General features: G+C 44.4%; 16 protein-coding genes, 3 tRNA genes and 1 pseudogene. 9 read left to right on the plus strand and 11 right to left on the minus strand.

Going from position 1 to position 18,175, the window contains the following annotated elements:
- Nucleotides 1–109: 109 nt before the first annotated feature.
- Nucleotides 110–1,411, plus strand: coding sequence for a glutamate-1-semialdehyde 2,1-aminomutase (gene hemL, locus JMX03_RS01260; RefSeq protein WP_201593918.1), 1,302 nt, complete (start codon nucleotides 110–112; stop codon nucleotides 1,409–1,411).
- A 68-nt stretch (nucleotides 1,412–1,479) separates the two neighbouring features.
- Here hemL and JMX03_RS01265 read toward each other — a convergent pair whose 3' ends face one another.
- Entirely contained in the window at nucleotides 1,480–1,884 is a 405-nt protein-coding gene (locus tag JMX03_RS01265; protein WP_201593919.1) for a DUF962 domain-containing protein, read from the minus strand.
- Between the two features lie 323 nt (nucleotides 1,885–2,207).
- Between JMX03_RS01265 and ppx the strand changes: the two are divergent.
- The 5 genes and pseudogenes from ppx (at nucleotide 2,208) to JMX03_RS01290 (ending at nucleotide 8,136) form a co-directional block, all read left to right on the plus strand.
- A pseudogene (gene ppx / locus JMX03_RS01270) lies at nucleotides 2,208–3,740 on the plus strand (exopolyphosphatase).
- 194 nt (nucleotides 3,741–3,934) lie between these two features.
- Nucleotides 3,935–4,738: an acetyl-CoA carboxylase carboxyltransferase subunit alpha gene (locus JMX03_RS01275; RefSeq protein WP_201576043.1), complete on the plus strand. Its 804-nt coding sequence runs from the start codon at nucleotides 3,935–3,937 to the stop codon at nucleotides 4,736–4,738.
- A gap of 79 nt (nucleotides 4,739–4,817) precedes the next feature.
- On the plus strand, nucleotides 4,818–6,410 hold the full coding sequence (tilS, locus tag JMX03_RS01280; protein ID WP_201593920.1) for a tRNA lysidine(34) synthetase TilS: 1,593 nt from the start codon (nucleotides 4,818–4,820) through the stop codon (nucleotides 6,408–6,410).
- Nucleotides 6,411–6,646: 236 nt separating this feature from the next.
- Entirely contained in the window at nucleotides 6,647–7,477 is an 831-nt protein-coding gene (gene proC / locus JMX03_RS01285) for a pyrroline-5-carboxylate reductase (RefSeq protein ID WP_201593921.1), read from the plus strand.
- Nucleotides 7,478–7,566: 89 nt separating this feature from the next.
- Complete coding sequence (locus tag JMX03_RS01290; RefSeq protein ID WP_201576038.1) at nucleotides 7,567–8,136, plus strand: YggT family protein; 570 nt, start codon at nucleotides 7,567–7,569, stop codon at nucleotides 8,134–8,136.
- 237 nt (nucleotides 8,137–8,373) lie between these two features.
- Here JMX03_RS01290 and JMX03_RS01295 read toward each other — a convergent pair whose 3' ends face one another.
- Complete coding sequence (locus JMX03_RS01295) at nucleotides 8,374–9,174, minus strand: hydroxymethylpyrimidine/phosphomethylpyrimidine kinase (RefSeq protein ID WP_201593922.1); 801 nt, start codon at nucleotides 9,172–9,174, stop codon at nucleotides 8,374–8,376.
- A 345-nt stretch (nucleotides 9,175–9,519) separates the two neighbouring features.
- Between JMX03_RS01295 and JMX03_RS01300 the strand changes: the two genes are divergently transcribed.
- The 3 genes from JMX03_RS01300 to JMX03_RS01310 all read left to right on the plus strand — a co-directional run bounded on the left by JMX03_RS01300 (nucleotide 9,520) and on the right by JMX03_RS01310 (nucleotide 10,808).
- A tRNA-Ser gene (locus JMX03_RS01300) sits at nucleotides 9,520–9,609 on the plus strand.
- A gap of 185 nt (nucleotides 9,610–9,794) precedes the next feature.
- Nucleotides 9,795–9,871: transfer RNA gene (locus tag JMX03_RS01305), tRNA-Arg, on the plus strand.
- Nucleotides 9,872–10,130: 259 nt separating this feature from the next.
- Complete coding sequence (locus JMX03_RS01310) at nucleotides 10,131–10,808, plus strand: RDD family protein (protein WP_201593923.1); 678 nt, start codon at nucleotides 10,131–10,133, stop codon at nucleotides 10,806–10,808.
- Between the two features lie 38 nt (nucleotides 10,809–10,846).
- Here JMX03_RS01310 and JMX03_RS01315 read toward each other — a convergent pair whose 3' ends face one another.
- From JMX03_RS01315 to lolB, 9 genes are all read right to left on the minus strand, one after another.
- On the minus strand, nucleotides 10,847–11,878 hold the full coding sequence (locus JMX03_RS01315) for a calcium/sodium antiporter (RefSeq protein WP_201593924.1): 1,032 nt from the start codon (nucleotides 11,876–11,878) through the stop codon (nucleotides 10,847–10,849).
- 151 nt (nucleotides 11,879–12,029) lie between these two features.
- A complete protein-coding gene (panD, locus tag JMX03_RS01320) occupies nucleotides 12,030–12,410 on the minus strand; it encodes an aspartate 1-decarboxylase (RefSeq protein WP_010196068.1) in 381 nt (126 codons plus the stop codon).
- 202 nt (nucleotides 12,411–12,612) lie between these two features.
- A complete protein-coding gene (pth, locus tag JMX03_RS01325) occupies nucleotides 12,613–13,194 on the minus strand; it encodes an aminoacyl-tRNA hydrolase (RefSeq protein ID WP_201576029.1) in 582 nt (193 codons plus the stop codon).
- Between the two features lie 227 nt (nucleotides 13,195–13,421).
- On the minus strand, nucleotides 13,422–14,102 hold the full coding sequence (locus tag JMX03_RS01330) for a 50S ribosomal protein L25/general stress protein Ctc (protein WP_201593925.1): 681 nt from the start codon (nucleotides 14,100–14,102) through the stop codon (nucleotides 13,422–13,424).
- 453 nt (nucleotides 14,103–14,555) lie between these two features.
- Nucleotides 14,556–15,503: a ribose-phosphate pyrophosphokinase gene (locus JMX03_RS01335; RefSeq protein ID WP_201576023.1), complete on the minus strand. Its 948-nt coding sequence runs from the start codon at nucleotides 15,501–15,503 to the stop codon at nucleotides 14,556–14,558.
- 109 nt (nucleotides 15,504–15,612) lie between these two features.
- A tRNA-Gln gene (locus JMX03_RS01340) sits at nucleotides 15,613–15,688 on the minus strand.
- A 173-nt stretch (nucleotides 15,689–15,861) separates the two neighbouring features.
- Nucleotides 15,862–16,440, minus strand: coding sequence for a hypothetical protein (locus JMX03_RS01345; RefSeq protein WP_201593926.1), 579 nt, complete (start codon nucleotides 16,438–16,440; stop codon nucleotides 15,862–15,864).
- A gap of 109 nt (nucleotides 16,441–16,549) precedes the next feature.
- Nucleotides 16,550–17,503, minus strand: a complete 954-nt coding sequence (gene ispE / locus JMX03_RS01350) for a 4-(cytidine 5'-diphospho)-2-C-methyl-D-erythritol kinase (RefSeq protein ID WP_201593927.1) — start codon at nucleotides 17,501–17,503, stop codon at nucleotides 16,550–16,552.
- A 12-nt stretch (nucleotides 17,504–17,515) separates the two neighbouring features.
- Nucleotides 17,516–18,151: a lipoprotein insertase outer membrane protein LolB gene (gene lolB, locus JMX03_RS01355; RefSeq protein ID WP_201593928.1), complete on the minus strand. Its 636-nt coding sequence runs from the start codon at nucleotides 18,149–18,151 to the stop codon at nucleotides 17,516–17,518.
- Nucleotides 18,152–18,175 lie beyond the last annotated feature (24 nt).

An 18,175-nucleotide genomic window follows, 5' to 3' on the forward strand; every position in this document is an offset into this window, starting at 1 on the left:
GATAAATATGAGTTGTAAGCCCTAAGATAAACCATGGGTTCAGCTCATTTTTTTGCTTAAAAAGTCTTGATCCACCCTTTTATCAATACGTTTATAAAGAGTCATTATTATGAGTACTAAAAACGAACAACTTTTCGCCCAAGCCCGCAAACATATCCCAGGTGGCGTAAACTCACCCGTCCGTGCCTTTGCAGGGGTAGGTGGTACGCCTATCTTTATGCACCGTGCTAACGGTAGCAAAATTTATGATACCGAAGACAATGCCTATATCGACTATGTCGGCTCTTGGGGGCCAATGATTTTGGGTCATGCACATCCAAAAGTGATTGATGCAGTCAAAAAAGCGGCTGATGATGGTTTAAGCTTCGGTACACCAACGCCATTTGAAACCACGGTTGCAGATAAAATTTGTGAAATCGTCCCGAGCGTTGAGATGATTCGTATGACCAGCTCAGGCACAGAAGCGACCATGAGTGCGATTCGTCTGGCGCGTGGTTATACCCAACGTGACAAAATTGTCAAATTTGAAGGTTGCTACCATGGTCATTCAGACAGTCTGCTAGTAAAAGCAGGTTCGGGCATGCTTGATATTGGTGAGCCAACGTCAAAAGGCGTACCAGCGGATTTTGCTAAGCATACTATTACGATTCCTTATAATAATCCGCAAGCGATTAAGGATTGCTTTGAAAAATGGGGTGATGAGATTGCTTGCGTTATCTTGGAGCCGATCGCTGGTAACATGAACATGGTCATCCCGACTCAAGAGTTCCACGATACTTTGCGTGCAGAGTGTACCGCGAATGGCGCGGTACTTATCTTTGATGAGGTCATGACGGGCTTTCGTGTCGGACTTGGCGGCGCACAAGCGCATTTCGGTATCGACCCTGATTTGACTTGCTTTGGTAAAATCATCGGTGCAGGTTTACCAGTCGGTGCCTTCGGTGGTAAAGAAGAAATCATGTCTTGCATCGCGCCACTTGGCGGTGTCTATCAAGCGGGTACGTTATCAGGTAACCCACTGGCGATGCGTGCTGGTATCGCCATGTTTGAAGACTTAACGGCAGAGGGTTTTTATGATGAATTATCAGCGAAGGTAGACAAGTTGGTTGATGGCTTTCAAGCGGCAGCTGACAAGCATGGTATCAATCTGCGTACCAATAAATTGGGCGGCATGTTTGGTATGTTCTTTGTCAGAGACAGTGAGACCACTGTCCCGCAGAACTTCGATGACGTGACAGAGTGCGATATGGATGTGTTTAATACGTTCTTTCATGGCATGTTAGATCGTGGTATCTACCTTGCACCGTCTGCTTATGAAGCGGGCTTTATGTCTATCAAGCATAGCGATGCAGACATCGAAGCATCGATCAAAGCGGCTGACGAAATCTTTGCAGAAATGGCAAAAGCGTAACCGAGCTATTTGTAGCTTTAAGCCTTTAAAATAAAAAACCAGCCGCTGTGCTGGTTTTTTTGTGGCTATTAAATTTTATCAAACTCACGATCTTTTAAGCTGAGCCTACCGCGTAGCACATCGGTATACATACGAAAGTCGCTGACAAAGCTCTTTAGTGGAAATTTAAAAGAGGCGGGCTTGTTTTTTTCAAAGAAAAAATGACCAACCCAAGCGCAAGCATATCCAGCTGCAATGCCTTTGAGTAAGGGTTTTGGTGAACGAGTTTTGACCGACTTTGCCAGCCCCAATAGGCCAAAGCTACTGCCTGCGAAGTGCAAACGGCGACAAGCCATGTTTTGATGCTCATCTAAATAAAAGTCGTAGAAGCTTTGCTTAGCCAGCGTGTCTTTTTTGATAATATCAGTATTTTTTCTTGCCTCGATATCGGCAGGTTTATCGGTACTCTGTGCTTGAGTAGCAGCCTTATTCATGATGATAGCGTCCTTTGCTGAATGTTAGTGAACTAGGGCGTATCCTAGTAATATTCTTCATTTAGAATGTAACAAAGGGTCATAGTGAATACAAGCAATTGCATGTGACTTAGCATTCGTTTTTTAAAACCTGCTTGCTAAGCTGACTATCAAGTTCAAGCTTCGCTTGCCAGTGTTTCTTAGAAGTGTTTTAATGGCGAAAACTGTCTATAGATTGCCTATAATGCGTGAGAGTGATGGGCACTGATAGTCGCATCAGCGATATAAAGCCCGCTTTCATAGATTGAGATAACCCACCTAGCCTACACGGTAACTATTTTTTTATGCCTCATAACTATCTAGAAAACCCACCGCTCGCAGAAGATGAACTGATGGCTGCGATTGATATTGGCTCCAACAGCTTTCATTTGGCCATCGCCCGTCTTGATCATGGTGAGGTACGAAAAGTCGTTTCCATGTCTGAAAAGGTACAACTGGCTGCAGGGCTAGACGAGCATAATGTGTTGAGCGCTGCTGCTGAAAAGCGTGGTCTTGATTGCTTGAGTCGTTTTGTCGCCCGTCTGGACTCAGTATCTGCTTCGCGTGTCCGTGTGGTTGCGACCAATGCGCTGCGTCAAGCAAAAAACGCCAATGACTTTATCATACGTGCGAATGAGATATTGCCGAAGCCGATTGAGATTATCGCTGGGCGCGAAGAGGCACGCTTGATTTATCTTGGGGTATCACATACCAATGCCAGTAGCGATAAGCGTTTGGTGATTGATATTGGTGGTGGCTCTACTGAGTTTATCATTGGTCAAGGGTTTGAACCCTTATTGACCGAAAGTATGCAGATGGGCTGTGTGGCCTATACCCAAAAGTTTTTTGCCGATGGGCAGATTACCAAGGATGCCTTTAATAAAGCCATGGCATCTGCGCGTAAAGAGGTACTCGCCATTAATGGTCAGTATCAAAAGACGGGCTGGAGCAGTGTGTTTGGTTCGAGCGGCACGATTAAGGCGGTGCGCAATGTATTGGTATCCAAAGGCTGGTCCGATGATCAAGAGCGCATTACTTATGAAGGTATCAAAAAACTAGAAAAGCTATTGATCAAAGTCGGTGACGTCAAAGACATTGAGTTAGAAGGCGTCAAAGAGCACCGTAAGGCGGTATTCCCTGCAGGTGTGGCCGTACTGCGTGCTGCCATGAAAGTCTTAGGTATCGAGACCATTACCTACTCTGATGGCGCCCTACGTGAAGGAGTCATGTATGACATGCTTGGACGCCTGGCCAGTGAAGATGTTCGTGACCGTAGTGTCTTGGCACTCATCAAACGCTATTCAGTGGACAAAAAACAAGCCAGGCAAGTAGTCAGAACCAGCAAGCATCTCTTCAAACAAGTGAAAGACGATTTGCAATTGACCAATGATGATGCTGACGTATTGAGACGTGCGGCCTATTTGCATGAGATTGGTCTAGCGATTAGTCACAGTAGTTATAATAAGCACAGCGCCTATTAGCTTGAATATTCAGACATTCCAGGATTCTCGCAGGTCGATCAAAAACGCATGGCGCAGCTGATGCTCAGTCATAGACGTAAGCTAAAAGCAGACATGCTTGAACAAGTATGTCATATCGGTGGCAATCAGTTGATATATTTATGCTTGCTACTACGCTTAGCGGTGCTCGCGCATCATAGCCGTAGTGAATATGAATTGCCTTTATTACAGCTAAAAATCATGAGCAGCAATCATTGGCAAATCACCGCCGAAACGGACAAGCAGCATTATGCGTTCTTGTTGTCCGATTTAGGTGCTGAGGTGGAGCAGTTTGCAAAATGGGGCATCAAACTCAGTGTGATTGAGGCAAAGGGATAAAGACACTTAGGATTTAACCTATAACTATTACAAAATGCACAGTGAGCAGTAATGCCACGGGTATATAAATTGTGCTACTATAAGTTTTATTGAGTTTACAGGTGTACTTATTATGCTTGTTTGATGCTCAACTCTATTACTATACCTAGTAGCACACTATATAAACCATATAAAACGACAAAAGGGAAACGTCTATGAGTACCGTCTGGGATAGCGTTCAGCTTGCACGGCATGCCAAACGTCCATTGTTTATGGACTATGTAAATAACCTGTTTACAGAGTTTGATAGATTGCATGGCGACCGTGCCTATGCAGATGACAAAGCCATCATTGGTGGTCTAGCACGTTTAGATGGCATGCCAGTCATGGTCATTGGACAACATCGCGGTCGCAGTACTCGTGAGCGCATCGCGCATAACTTTGGGATGGCCAATCCTGAAGGCTACCGCAAAGTGATACGCTTAATAAAAATGGCCGAGCGCTTTAATATTCCAGTCATGACCTTTGTCGATACTCAAGGTGCTTATCCTGGTGTTGGTGCTGAAGAGCGTGGCCAGGCGCAAGCCATCGCTGAGAGTATTGCGGTATTCTCAAGTCTCAAAGTCCCTGTGATCGTCACCATCATTGGTGAAGGGGGTTCAGGTGGTGCGCTGGCAATTGGGGTTGGCGATAAAGTGAATATGCTAGAAAACAGCATTTATTCAGTCATCTCACCTGAAGGTTGTGCGTCTATTCTGTGGAAGACCGCCGAAAAAGCGCAAGATGCCAGTGAAGCATTGAAATTAAACGCGGTTAATTTGTATCAAATGGGTTTGATTGATGCAGTTATCGAAGAAGGTGAGGGTGCGCATGTGCATCCGCAGCCAGTGATGAACTCACTTAAGGCGCTATTATTAGAGCAGATGGATGAAATTAAGGACATGGACGCTGATGTTCGTTGTGAGCAGCGTTATGAAAAGCTCAAGTCCTTTAACTCAGAAGTCATGCTACCTTGCTAAGCATCTGACACTTATCGACCTTAATGCTAAAATAAGACGTGCTACCTTGTAGCGCGTTTTTTTATGGAAGAAATAAATTATGACCAGCAGCGCCATTCGTCAATACCCTATCGAGCCAATCGCAACCCACTCGCCGATAAATAAAGCACTTGCCGAGGCTTTATTGGAGAGTGTGGCTCAGTATCGTACGCAGTTGCAAGGTCGCCGTATTTGGCTGGCCTGTAGCGGTGGCCGTGACTCTTTAGCCTTAGCGGCGTTATGCTTGCAATTATATCGACAAGGTAAACTGCCATTTTTGCCGCAGTTACTGCATGTCGATCATGGCTGGCAAGCAGATAGCAGATACTGGGCCGCGCACGTTGCTAAGTGGGCACAAGTACAGCAGCTACCCTGTCAGGTGTTACAGGTAAAAGTACAAGGAACGGATGAGCAAGCGGCAAGGCAGGCACGTTATAAAGCCATGCGCACTCATATCAATCAAGAGGATGTTTTGTTGCTTGCGCATCACGCTGATGACCAAGCTGAGACGGTATTGATGCGTTTGATACAAGGGGCAGGGGTAAATGGCTTGTCAGGTATGCAATCTTGGCGGGCACAAGAGGAGGGCGTGCAACGCAATATATTATGGCGACCTTGGTTGTCTGTCCGCCGCACCGCCATTACTGCATATGCAGAGCAACTCAAACTGCCATATATTGATGACCCTACCAATGACAGCGGTGATAATGTGCGTAGTGGCTTGCGTCACGAAGTGTTGCCTTTACTATCAGCTTATAATACCAATGTCATCGAAAATATCGCCCGTAGCGCCCAGCTGCTTACTGACGCTCATGCTAGCCTCAGTGCGCAAGCTGAGCAAGATTTACAGCAGACTGCCATCAGTGCTTTAGAATGTTCTTCAGCTCAGCGCGTGCTAGATATTGATGAGCTGCACACACTGCCCATCTATCGGCAGCGGCAACTGCTGCATTATTGGCTAACGCAAGATGAGCCGTTGCCACCATCGAAGCAGTTGGTAGATGATGTGTTGACCCTCACTCAGCGTGACGATCATGATCATCAAACTCAATTAGATTGGCAAGGACGTACTCAGCAGTACAGTATCCGTCGTTATCGCCAGAAATTATATCGACTTAGTCATACTTGGCTAGCATGGTTGACCGAGCCAACAATAGAGCAGACACATACCTTGTCTGAGAGCATTTGTTCTAGCATCAGCTTACGCACAGGTCAGCGTCATCGTTGGCAAGTAGAGTTTGCAGCGGATGCAGTATCGCAGTTATTCAGCCATTTACAGCTTTTATTGGCCTATCAGGATGGCTCAGCAGACTTAAAATCATTTATTAGCAATAAAAATAATGCTAGAGATAAGATTGCCCTACGAATCACGCCCTTAGGTCGGCAGCAGCGTGTGCAAACAGCGCTTACCACCCGCCCGCAGTCAGGTAAAAAGCTCTATCAAACCTTGGGTATTCCCGTGTGGCTACGTGACAGCTTGGTGGTTGTCAGTGTCATGAATAGTAACAACGATATCGATACTGATGATGGCTTGCCGCTATTGTTGCTATCACCCTTTGAAAGCTGGGCGCTAGGCGTTAAAAAGCCAGATGCAGATAAAGTGGGTCAGCAACTCGCTTCTGTCATAAAAAACACCTTACATATCCATGATTAGTGGGTCAATTAGATTGCTATTTTTTGCCGTGGCGACTGACGAAATGTATGTTAATTGATGTTTATAACAGTATTTAAAGCCAGTAGCTTTGCGCAAGCTAGACACTTGCGGTTCTGCACTTAGGTGACTGAAGGTCATCATAATTTGTCAAACAGCTGCCATGTCAGTATGGTAAACTGAGTGTCATTTTATATCGCATCTTGAATACTTTTGAATTTTGTTAGTAGGAAATGCTCATGTCAGTATTAGATAATAAAAAAATCAGCTTTATCGGTGGCGGGAATATGGCACAGGCTCTAATCAGCGGGCTTGTTGCCTGCGGTGTCAAGCCTGAGCTGATTACAGTATCAGCACCTAGTGCCGCAACCCGTCAGCAATACTCAGATCAGAACATGAATACCGTTGATTCAACTGCAGATCCAAAGGCTGCAGTTATTGGGGCTGATGTCGTGGTACTGGCGGTCAAGCCACAAGTCATGAGAGAGGTGGTCAGTGAGTTTGCGGATGCTTTAGACAGCCAATTGTTTATCTCAGTTGCCGCAGGCTTATCAACTGAGCTTCTATCGAGCATGCTAGGTGACTATCGCAATATAGTCCGAGCCATGCCCAATACGCCCTCTCAAATACAAATGGGCGCAACTGGTCTTTATGCTACCGATAATATCAGCGAATCACAAAAGCAGCTGGCGACAGCCGTCATGGAGGCTTCTGGTCTGGCCATGTGGGTCGATGATGAAACGCATATGCACGCAGTAACGGCGGTTGCAGGCTCTGCACCGGCTTATGTCTTTTACTTTATCGAGTCGATGATTGATGGCGCAGTCGCTTTAGGGCTAGATAAAGAGCAAGCATCAGAGTTGGCAATGCAGACGGTATTGGGCGCAGCCCAGATGACCATCAATAGTGATGATAGTCCAGCCGAGCTACGCCGCAAAGTCATGTCACCAAAAGGCACTACCCAAGCTGCCATTGAGTCCATGCAAGCCAATGAGATTGGCCGTCAAATTGGCGAGGCCATGCAAGCATGCTATGATCGTAGTCAAGCGCTTAGTGAAGAGATGAAGTAAGCGAGTAAAACTCTGAGTAATCAGCTTCTTTTATAAAACCCCACTGCTGTAACAGCATCTGTTAATAATGGCACATTGAGTAGCGCTTCATGAATAATATGTTATTACAAGTTTTTGATTTAATTACTACCTTCGCCATGCTGCTGATATTCATCCGTTTTATGCTGCAGTTTGCAGGGATGGATGCACGTGATCCTATGATCAGCCCAGCTTATAAAGCCACAGGCATTGTCGATGTGTTTGGGCGTATTTTTCCAACCGTCGGGCAAGGACGCATCAGTATCGCCGCGATTGTACTGATGTTTTTGATTCGCTTAATTGATATCTCTGGTAAAGCCGCGCTCACCCATCAAGGTATCGCACCGCTGCCATTATTCTTTCAAGGGTCGCTCAGTCTGATTCTAGACTTTTTGCGCATGTGTCGCTACTTAGTGATCGGTTCTATCATTGTCAGCTGGATTGTGGTGTTTACCAACTCTATGCATCCTATCATCGGTATTATCATGCGCTTAGCAGAGCCAATTTTGGCACCGTTTCGCCGCATTACGCCCAATTTAGGTATGCTGGATCTATCACCGATGGTTGCCTTTTTGGCTTTCATTCTGCTCGAAATGTTTATTGGTGGCCTCGCAGCAAGCTTCTTACCTATGTTGGGTTAAAGGCAACGCTGGGTTAATGCAAACTTAGACTGAATTGTTTTTAAAGTAAATATTTGCCAAAAAAAGACGCTCAATTCAAATTGAGCGTCTTTTTTATTGCTGCTATGATTTAGATCATACTTTACCGAAGCTTATACCAAACCCAAAAAGTACGATTAGCGGTGTCAAACTCGCTAAGCCTACTAAGTGTAGTACTTGCACTCGTTTTCCTAGCTACTCTGATTTTTGGAAATGGTATTAGTTTTGCACACTTATAAAACGATTCGGTATCAGTTGTGCACTGCTGTCTTCAGGATGCGGTTTATCTGCCGCTCTAAGGGTTTGCGTAATCCAGTGATCAGCAGCTTTTACAGCATCGATTAGCTCGTCACCCATTGCCAAGCGTCCAGCGATAAAGCTGGCAAGTGAGCAACCAGAGCCATGAAACTCACCGTCTAGGCGCGGCAAGGTGCTTTGGTGGATCATCTCGCCCTTGATATACAAATACTGTTCGATGTCGCCACTGTCAAAGTCATGCGAGGTTTTGACCAGCACGGCATGCGTGCCTTGGGCACATAGTTTTTTCGCTCCGCTGTGCAGATCTTGCTCTCCGCTTAATGCCCTTAGTTCGTGAGTGTTTGGAGTGATTAGGGTGGCATAAGGCAGCAGCTCTCTAAACGCTGTGACCAGCGTCTGCTCGTCGCCCAAGCTCCCACCACTATTGGCAACCAGTACAGGATCAAGGACGAAAGGAGTCTCTTCACTGATAGTGTGCTCAGCAAACAGATGGGTCAGCATCGAGATATTATCCGTTGTACCCATCATGCCAGACTTAATGACTCGCACAGGCAAATCCTTGAGTACGGTCGTTGCCTGATCTTTTACCAATGTCGCTGAGCAGGCCTCAAACCCGAAAACTTGCTGTGAGCTCTGCACAGTAATGGCAGTGCAGGCGATGGCAGCATGAGCACCTGTCGCTCCGATGGACTCTATGTCTGCTTGTAGCCCCGCACCACCTGAGGGGTCCAATCCTGAAAAGCATAATACTACTGGTCGCATAACCGCTCCTTTATGGCTAAGTTGAATAACAAATACTATAGCCACACAATAGCAAAAAAGCCACCGCAGTAAACTTCTTATATCTCTGTTGCTTAAGAAAGTCTGTTGAACCTATCTATTGCTGTTTTTTATGGCTGTAAATGGCAATTTTAAGTATCAAAAATACCTAAAATTAATTAAATCGATAATTATGGCAAAAGCAGAGCTAAATCTGTAGACAACGCTTGCAATTCGTTTTGGCTTTGTTATAATACTCGCCCACGACATAAGACGTATCATTAGCATCGATACTGTATTTAGAGAAGTGTTTTTATAAAATATTTTGATAAGTGTCTTAAATCGTTCGGTGAAGTGGGTGAGTGGCTGAAACCAGTTCCCTGCTAAGGAACCATACGTGTAAGCGTATCGAGGGTTCGAATCCCTCCTTCACCGCCATTTATTCGGTTTATTGTTAGATTTAAAATGCAGTATATCGATGTTAGATAGGTTTTTTAATTAATATAAAAAATATTTTGTTTTAATTATCAAAAGTTATTGACATCATCTGGATTATCTATATAATAGCCAACCTAATTTGCTGTAAATGTTCGTTAAAAAACAGCAGATAATGTGCAAAGTACGCGCCTGTAGCTCAGTTGGATAGAGCACTTGGCTACGAACTAAGGGGTCGGGAGTTCGAATCTCTCCAGGCGCACCATTTGCATACTAGCTTACATTATTAATATAGTAATTAAGCTGAACGAAGTCCTAAATAAATCGCCTGTCTAACGACAATTTGGCGATTTTTTTGTGTCTGTTATTTTTATAGTGATCATTTCCTTCTTTTAAGTTTAAGCTTTTAAGCCTAAGTATTTTAATGCCTTTCTTATCAAACCTTCTTTGATGTTAATGTACGCTAAGCGCCTGAATTACGGTACAATAGTGCCATTATTCCTTGCTTGCTATGAGCTTGTATCATGTCAAAAAGTACCTCAAAAGCTACTGTTAAATCAAAATCTCAGCGCAAACACTCGCCACAGCAAATGCCTGTCGTCGAAGAGCCTGTGATTGCCAAACCAACGACCCGAATCGTGGCTATCATTTACGATGGTATGCTTATCTTGGCATTATTGTTTTTGGTAGGGACAATGCTGACTGTCATTGGCACGCTGCTGACCATGGAGACGGGTACCGAGTCATCACAAGCGCAGTCGCTGCCCACTTGGTATCAAAACTTTGTCATGACCCCATCTTTTATCCTAACTTTGGTAGGTTTTTATGGCATATTTTGGCGTCGGGGTGGGCAGACATTGGGTATGCAGACATGGCGTTTAAAGACCGTAAACAATGCAGGGCACTTATTGACGTGGGGACAGTCGTTCAAACGTATCTTGGCTGCCAGTTTGATGCCATTATTGTTTGGTATTATCGGTAGTTTGATCGGTGGCTCTCGCGCCATCTTGCTGACCAGCGCATTTTTGGGCTTAATTTTTAATTATGTGTTTTGCTTATTTAATCGCCGCGGTTTGGCGGTACAAGATATGCTCTCTAATAGCATTACCTTAAAAATGCCCAAACAACAACATGAGGGCTTATGGCGTGGCTTCAAAAACCGTAAGCAGCCCAAAAGCAGTCAAGAGAATGCACAAAAATAATATAAATATCAGGATGACAAGGCCTATATATTAAAGGCCTACATATTAATGGTTTTGATCAGCCATATCGTATAGCCAACAAAGCACATGAGCAGCGCTCCGCCAGACAGTCGCCCAAATTTACGCTGGGTAAGATAAGCAAAAGTACATAGCACAAATAGTAGTACGGTTAATATACTGACCATCGATATGTCTCTCGATAGAATCAAAGGGTTGGCCTCAATCGGTGCAATAAGAGCTGCTAAGCCAACCACGCCCAAAGTATTAAACATATTAGAGCCGATGATATTACCGAGCGCCATATCATGCTCACCATGTCTTGCAGCTGCAAGGCTTGCGACCAGCTCTGGTAGAGAAGTGCCAACAGCGACAATGGTCAAACCAATGATTAGCTCGCTAAGTCCCCAAAACGTTGCCAGTTCAACCGCGCCCCAGACAATAGCGCGTGAGCCCAGTACCAGCATGAGCATACCAATGAATAAGCTCGCAAAACCGCGTGATATGCTAGGTTCTATGTAGCCAGCTTCTGTGCTGTCTTTCATACCATGCTGTGATGTGCTGTTATTCTCTAAGCTCAAGCTTTCTTTATGTGCGTGTACCTGTTCAGCTTCTGTCTGATTGTCACCCATACTAAAAAAAATCTGTACACCTAGAACGAGCATCAGTAGTATTAATAAAAACACCCCATCAGCTAGGCTCAAAAAGCCATCACGTAGCTGCCACGCTGCCAAAGCGGTAATCAGTAGTAAGATGGGTAAGTCTCGCGCTACGATGCTCTTATGGATGATAATAGGGCTTATCAGTACTGTTAAGCCGAGCACTAGGGCGATGTTCATGATATTTGAGCCATAAGCATTACCCAATGCAAGCTCAGGACTACCGTCGATTGCTGCTAGCACCGATACCACCATTTCAGGTGCTGATGTGCCCAAACCTAAAATCAATACTCCAATCAAAAAACTTGGTACGCCGAGCTTTTTTGCTAATGCGGTGGCACCCTCAATAAAAACATCAGCACTCCATACAAGGATTGCTAAGCCAATTAGTATTGCAACAACTGCCAACCACATCAGGGTATTCCTTTGCTCGTCATAAAGGTGTCATAAAAAATACTTTGTATTTGAAGGATAAAAAAAGCTGAATCACAATACGGATTCAGCTTTTTATTAAAACAGATAAATAAGAGAGTCCAGCATCTTGAGGCGCTAGACTGAATAAAGACTAGGCCACTTGCACAGGAATGATATTCGCTGTGTCTTTGACGGTATTGTCTTCATTACAATAGACCAGTTTTGGCTGATAAGTCGAGGCTTCAACTTCATCAAAATGGGCATAAGCGCAGATGATGACGATATCACCTAAGTCTGCCATATGGGCAGCAGCACCATTGAGCGAGATAATGCCAGAGCCAGCTTCAGCACGGATAGCATAGGTGCGAAAGCGTTTGCCGTTGGTGACATTATAAATGTCGATAGATTCATTCTCGCGTAAACCTGCAAGATCTAATAAATCGCCATCGATACCGCATGAGCCTTCATAGTGCAGCTCAGCATGCGTGACGCGGGCACGGTGCAATTTGCATTTAAGCATATTAAGTAGCATGAATTGCTTCCTTAGCGTAACAAAAGTAATCTGTTAATGGGGGCAAATAGCGCAAAATAAAAGGGTAGTCCACTGTTTTAGCGGTCAAATCTGCACTACTGGCCTGAATATAAAACATGAAAGAGTGCTATAAACGCTTAAAACAACATCCATACTAAACTTGAAGCAACCATCATGTTTTAGACAGCAAGTATCATACCGTTCAGTCAGGCAATTTAAAACTATTAATTTGCGAACGCGCCCGTTCAATATCACCATCTAATAATAATGGCAATGCTTCAAACGCTGCGGTAAGGGCACTATCGATTGCAGTTTGCTCATCTGGTGCTGCTTTTGAGAGTACATGGCCAGTCACTTTAGACTTATGACCAGGGTGGCCAATGCCCACACGCAAACGATGAAAGTCATTACCTATATGTGGGGTGATATCACGCAGACCATTATGGCCACCATGACCACCACCTGTTTTTAGCTTGATGCTCCCAGCAGGTATATCGAGCTCATCATGGGCAATCAATAACTCATCATTATCAATACCATAAAAATTGACCATGGGTACCACGGATTGACCAGACTTATTCATAAAGGTCAGTGGCAATAATAGACGCACGTCATGGCCATGGATTTGCCCTCGGCCTGTGACCCCGTGGAATTTTTTGTCGGGGCTTAAGTCAATATTGAACTGATGCGCCAGATGCTGTACAAACCAAAATCCTGCATTATGCCGCGTATACATATACTGCTGACCAGGATTGCCAAGACCGACGATAAGTTTTAGTGCCATGACTATACTCTGCCTGAATTTAGAAATAAGAGAATGAATAAAATACGATTTGAAAAAATAGCCACTGCCAGTACCATATTTAAATGTTCAACAGACCCTAGTTTTTCAAAACCTACTTACAAAAACAGCAGGAGATATCGATCCCCTGCTGTTTTATACATAACCAAAAAGCTAACTGCTTAACAGGCAACAATAATGCTTATTAAGCAATATAAAAGACATCTGAATTATTCTTCTTCGCCTTTATCTGCAGCTTCGCCTTGCGCTGATGCAGGTACGTCAGCAGCATCAACTTCTTCAGTATCTTCGTCAACTTCTTCAATTGTTGGTGGCTGCATGTTAACGATCGTGCGATCGACTGCGTCTTCCATATCAAGATCAAAGATGATTACGCCTTCAGGCAGGTTGATGTCTGATAGACGGAATAGATCACCGATTTCCATACCAGATACATCTACTTCTAGATATTCAGGTAGCTGTGATGGTAAGCAAACGACTTCAACTTCAGTAACCAACGTAGATAGGATACCGCCCGCTTTAGTACCAGGTGCTTCTTCACGACCTGAGAAATGTAGTGGGATGTTCATGTTGATTTTCTGGCCTTTTACGATGCGCTGAAAGTCAGCATGCATTGGAAAGCCTTTAGCTGGGTGGCGTTGCAAGTCTTTGATAACTGCTTGATGCTCTTCGCCGTCAACAGTGATGGTCAAAACCTGAGAGAAGAAGGCTTCATACTCAAGTGATTTTACCATTTCGTTAACTTTGATAGCGATAGCCATTGGCTCTTCACCACCACCATAGATAATAGCAGGAACTAGGTTCTGCTTACGTAGGCGGCGGCTCGCACCTTTACCTTGTTGGTCTGCAGAACGGTCAACTGCGTTAATTGCAAAATGATCAATGCTCATGGATATAATCCTATAAAAAGATAAATGAAGTGTCTGGTCATAAAAAAGTGGATTTGCGACCAATCCACTAATAGGTGATGATAGCTAGTGTTCATAGTGGTTAATTAAAACTAGTAACTAGTTAGTAACTAATGGGTCACTATGAGCTTCGCCACTCGCTCATGATAGCGGTTTGTAGTGATGTTTATTTTCATTACAGGCGCTACTATGTTGCGTGATCAGCACTTTTGAAAGCGCTCACCCTGCTTAGTCACTCTAAATTCTATATATGATAAGCAAATGGTCAGCACAGGCGCGCATTATACGTGGTTTTGTAGCAATAATAAAGACCTACGCAAAAGCCTAGTCAAAAAACAGCACCAAGTAAGGATACGTGGCGCTGTTTTTGAGTGTTAGATAGTTTATCTCAGCCAGTTTTGTTGTTAATTTAAACAACAACTAGCAGTCAAGTCTTTAGGCATCAAACATAGCGCTGATAGATTCTTCGTTATTGATACGGCGTAAGCTTTCGGCCAGCATGGGCGCGATACTTACTTGGCGTATTTTGCTACACGCTTGAGCGGCAGGTGATAATGGAATCGTATCGGTGACTACCACTTCGTCCAACTCTGACTCGTTGATGTTATTGAGGGCATTACCTGATAGCACAGGGTGGGTGATATACGCCAAGACGCGGCGGGCACCGTTTTCTTTTAGCGCGACTGCTGCTTGGCACAAGGTACCTGCAGTATCGACCATATCATCAACGATGACGCAATCACGATCACGTACGTCACCGATGATGTGCATCACTTGTGACTCATTGGCGCGCGCACGACGCTTATCAATAATCGCCATGTCGGTATCGCCCAACTGCTTGGCCATTGCACGGGCACGCACAACGCCGCCAACGTCAGGTGAGACCACCATGATGTTGTCATAATCTTGTTTTTTTAGATCATTCAATAAGACAGGCGTACCGTAGATGTTATCCACTGGAATATCAAAGAAGCCCTGAATTTGATCGGAGTGCAAATCAACGGTCATGACGCGGTCGATACTAACGATGTTTAGCATGTCAGCAACGACTTTAGCAGAGATGGGTACACGTGCCGAACGCGGGCGGCGGTCTTGACGAGCATAACCAAAGTACGGCATCACGGCAGTGATACGGCCAGCACTTGAGCGACGCAGAGCGTCAGCCATCATCATGATTTCCATCAAATTGTCGTTGGTCGGTGCACAGGTGGGCTGCATGATAAACACGTCTTTACCGCGTACGTGTTCTTTGATTTCCACAGCAATTTCGCCATCAGAAAAACGGGTGACGTCAGCTTTACCAAGAGGAATATGCAGGTGGTCGGCTACGGTTTTCGCAAGTTCAGGATGGGCGTTGCCCGTAAAAATTGCCAAATAAGGCATGACTGAAGTCCTATTGATTGACTCAAGCAGCGACCGCTAAGCAGTGTCTAACTGCCCAAATAAAGAAAAGAGTGATGAACGTTGGTATTGATATACTTACTACAGAAAATGGCAGGGGTAGCTGGACTCGAACCAACGGATGTCAGGATCAAAACCTGATGCCTTACCAACTTGGCTATACCCCTATTGTGGCGACCTATTATAAGTAAATTTTTAGATTTTGCAAGTCATTTGCGGCTTTTTATGGTTTTTATTCGAAACTAAATAAATTAGCGTGAGTTGCACAAGCCCTATTGTAGTAGGTAGAGATTTTTTTACAGAGTCTTTGAATTGCAAGTTGGTGCTGCACTAGGCTTATTTACACTAGAGGAGTCACCACTCTACCACTCATAAACACCGCAGGTTCTGTCAGACAAGCAGTATTCTCTGGATCATCGATGACGGTATCACCTTTTCTTAAATAATAACTACCTATTCGCTCTTTAATTATACCGCTAGTGACAACCTCCTCACCTAGTTTAACTTTGGTTCCATTTAAAGAAATAGTTTGTTCATTCTCATAAAGAATGGCTCTATCTGGATAAAAAATAGGACTAAGGTACTCGTTGTCATTTTTAACAAAGTATAAGCAGTTATTTTTGATAACGTATTTGCCTTTGAAAACAAAATTGATTTCGCGCATTGAAAGAGTAGCGGCATAAGTGAATAGTTCGGCAGGCGAGCTGAGTTTAGAGTCTGGCTGAGAAATAGCTATATTTTGAGAGTTGTCTTTTACTTTTATGTCTAGTTGCTGTGGCAAAGCTATATTATCAGATGAGCGATTAGAATTCGATTCACCGTTAGATTTAGATAGTGATGTACATCCAGTCAAACTTGACGACAGGCAGATAAAAACTGTGGCGGTTATTAGACTCTTATTTAAATATGAATGGTTCATATTAATACCAACTTATTTTAAATTTTTATTAGGATACGCTCAGTGCAAATAAAAGATACGTACCTCTTAAAAATACTACACTGGGCGCACCCTAATCTTAAATATTATTCTATAAATTGCCAACCACATACCCAGCACAAGGCGCATTCGCAATCCACTCTGCCAACAGCGCCTTATCAGTAATACTCGCATCCAACGGCAAAAACACCGCGCTACCAGAGCCAGTCATCCGTGCTGTGCCCAATGCTATTTTTTCTAAACTATGCAAATACTGCAATGCCTCATCAACAGCAGGGGCGAGGCTTGTCACCACTGGAGTAAAGACATTGTGATAGGGTGCAAGTAGATTTTGTGTGTAACTCCCTGACTGACTTTCGATAGCTTCAGTTGCGAGTGATGCTATATCTCGGCGTAATTTAGGATGCGCAAACAGCTTGGCAGTATTGACGTGGGCATCAGGCGTCAAGACTAAATAGTGCTGATCTGGCAAGTCAATGGCTGTCAGTTCTTCACCAATGCCCATCGCAATAGCATCTTGCCCAAAGATAAATATTGGCACATCTGCGCCGATAGTGGTGGCTATTTTGATAAGTTCATCTTGGCTTAGATTAAATTGCCATAGCTCATTTAAAGTAAGCAAGGTCGTGGCTGCATTAGAAGAGCCACCGCCTAGACCTGCGCCCATCGGTAACTGTTTGTCTAACGTAATACACACTTGCGGTAGCTGCTGAGGCAGCTTGTTTGATTGCATGGCAAACGCTAATAGTGCGCGTGCAGCCTTAAAAATGAGGTTGTCATTTAGGCTGACAGTTATCGCTTCTGCGCCAGCCAAGGTCAGTAGCTGACCACACAGCTCGTTCATGTCTAAAGAAATATCAGGAGTTATCACTTCATCCGTGACTGAAAAATGCAGATAATCGCCCCAGTCAAGCAATCGAAATACCGTCTGCAAGTTATGGTAGCCATCTGCGCGTTTGCCTGTGATATGCAAAAATAAATTTATCTTAGCAGGAGACAAACGTGTCAGAACGGTAATTTGGGGCGATGAGTTATCAGTCGTCATGAGTTATATCTATTAGCTACTTTGATGGTTGATAGTCATGATGACTTTGTGGCCTGCAGGCTGTACCGCGCTGATCTTAACGGGTAATTTATCTGCGCCTTTATAGGTGAAGCTTGCCGTCCATTCGCCGTTGACTGAGCTGATCAATCTGCCTTGCTCGTCCAGCTGTGGCGCACTGTCTGAAGGGGCTGAGCGTCCAGATATCCAGTAGGGCATTTGCGAGATAGGCGCTTGCCAACCTGTGGCTTTTTGTAGCAAGGTTTCAGGGTTGTCCGCGGTTAAGGTGCCTGTTTTTTCGCTGACTAAGGTTGCCGTTTGACCATCATATTCGATATTGGTCTTACCAATGCCCAGAGCACCAATCAGCTCGATAGCGAAGCGCTCTTGTTGTTGCCCCCAAGCATAAAATGCACTGCCACCTTGCGCTCCTGTATTGGTAGCGCTTACTGCAGGCGTGGTCACGCCGATTTTGCCAGTAATAGTGAAGTTGTCGAGCTTTTGAGCTTGCACCATGGAGGAGGGGCTAGAAGTAGCACCGGCACCTTGTAAAGACTGACAGCCAGAGGTGATTAGCAGGGCTGCAGTAAGCGCTGTAAATACAGCAAGTTTTTTAGGTTTATGGTTGGTTTTTATTAAAAAATCTGACATGGTGTTTCCTCAAAGTGTATGAGC

Source organism: Psychrobacter fulvigenes (assembly GCF_904846155.1).
Lineage (GTDB): Bacteria > Pseudomonadota > Gammaproteobacteria > Pseudomonadales > Moraxellaceae > Psychrobacter > Psychrobacter fulvigenes.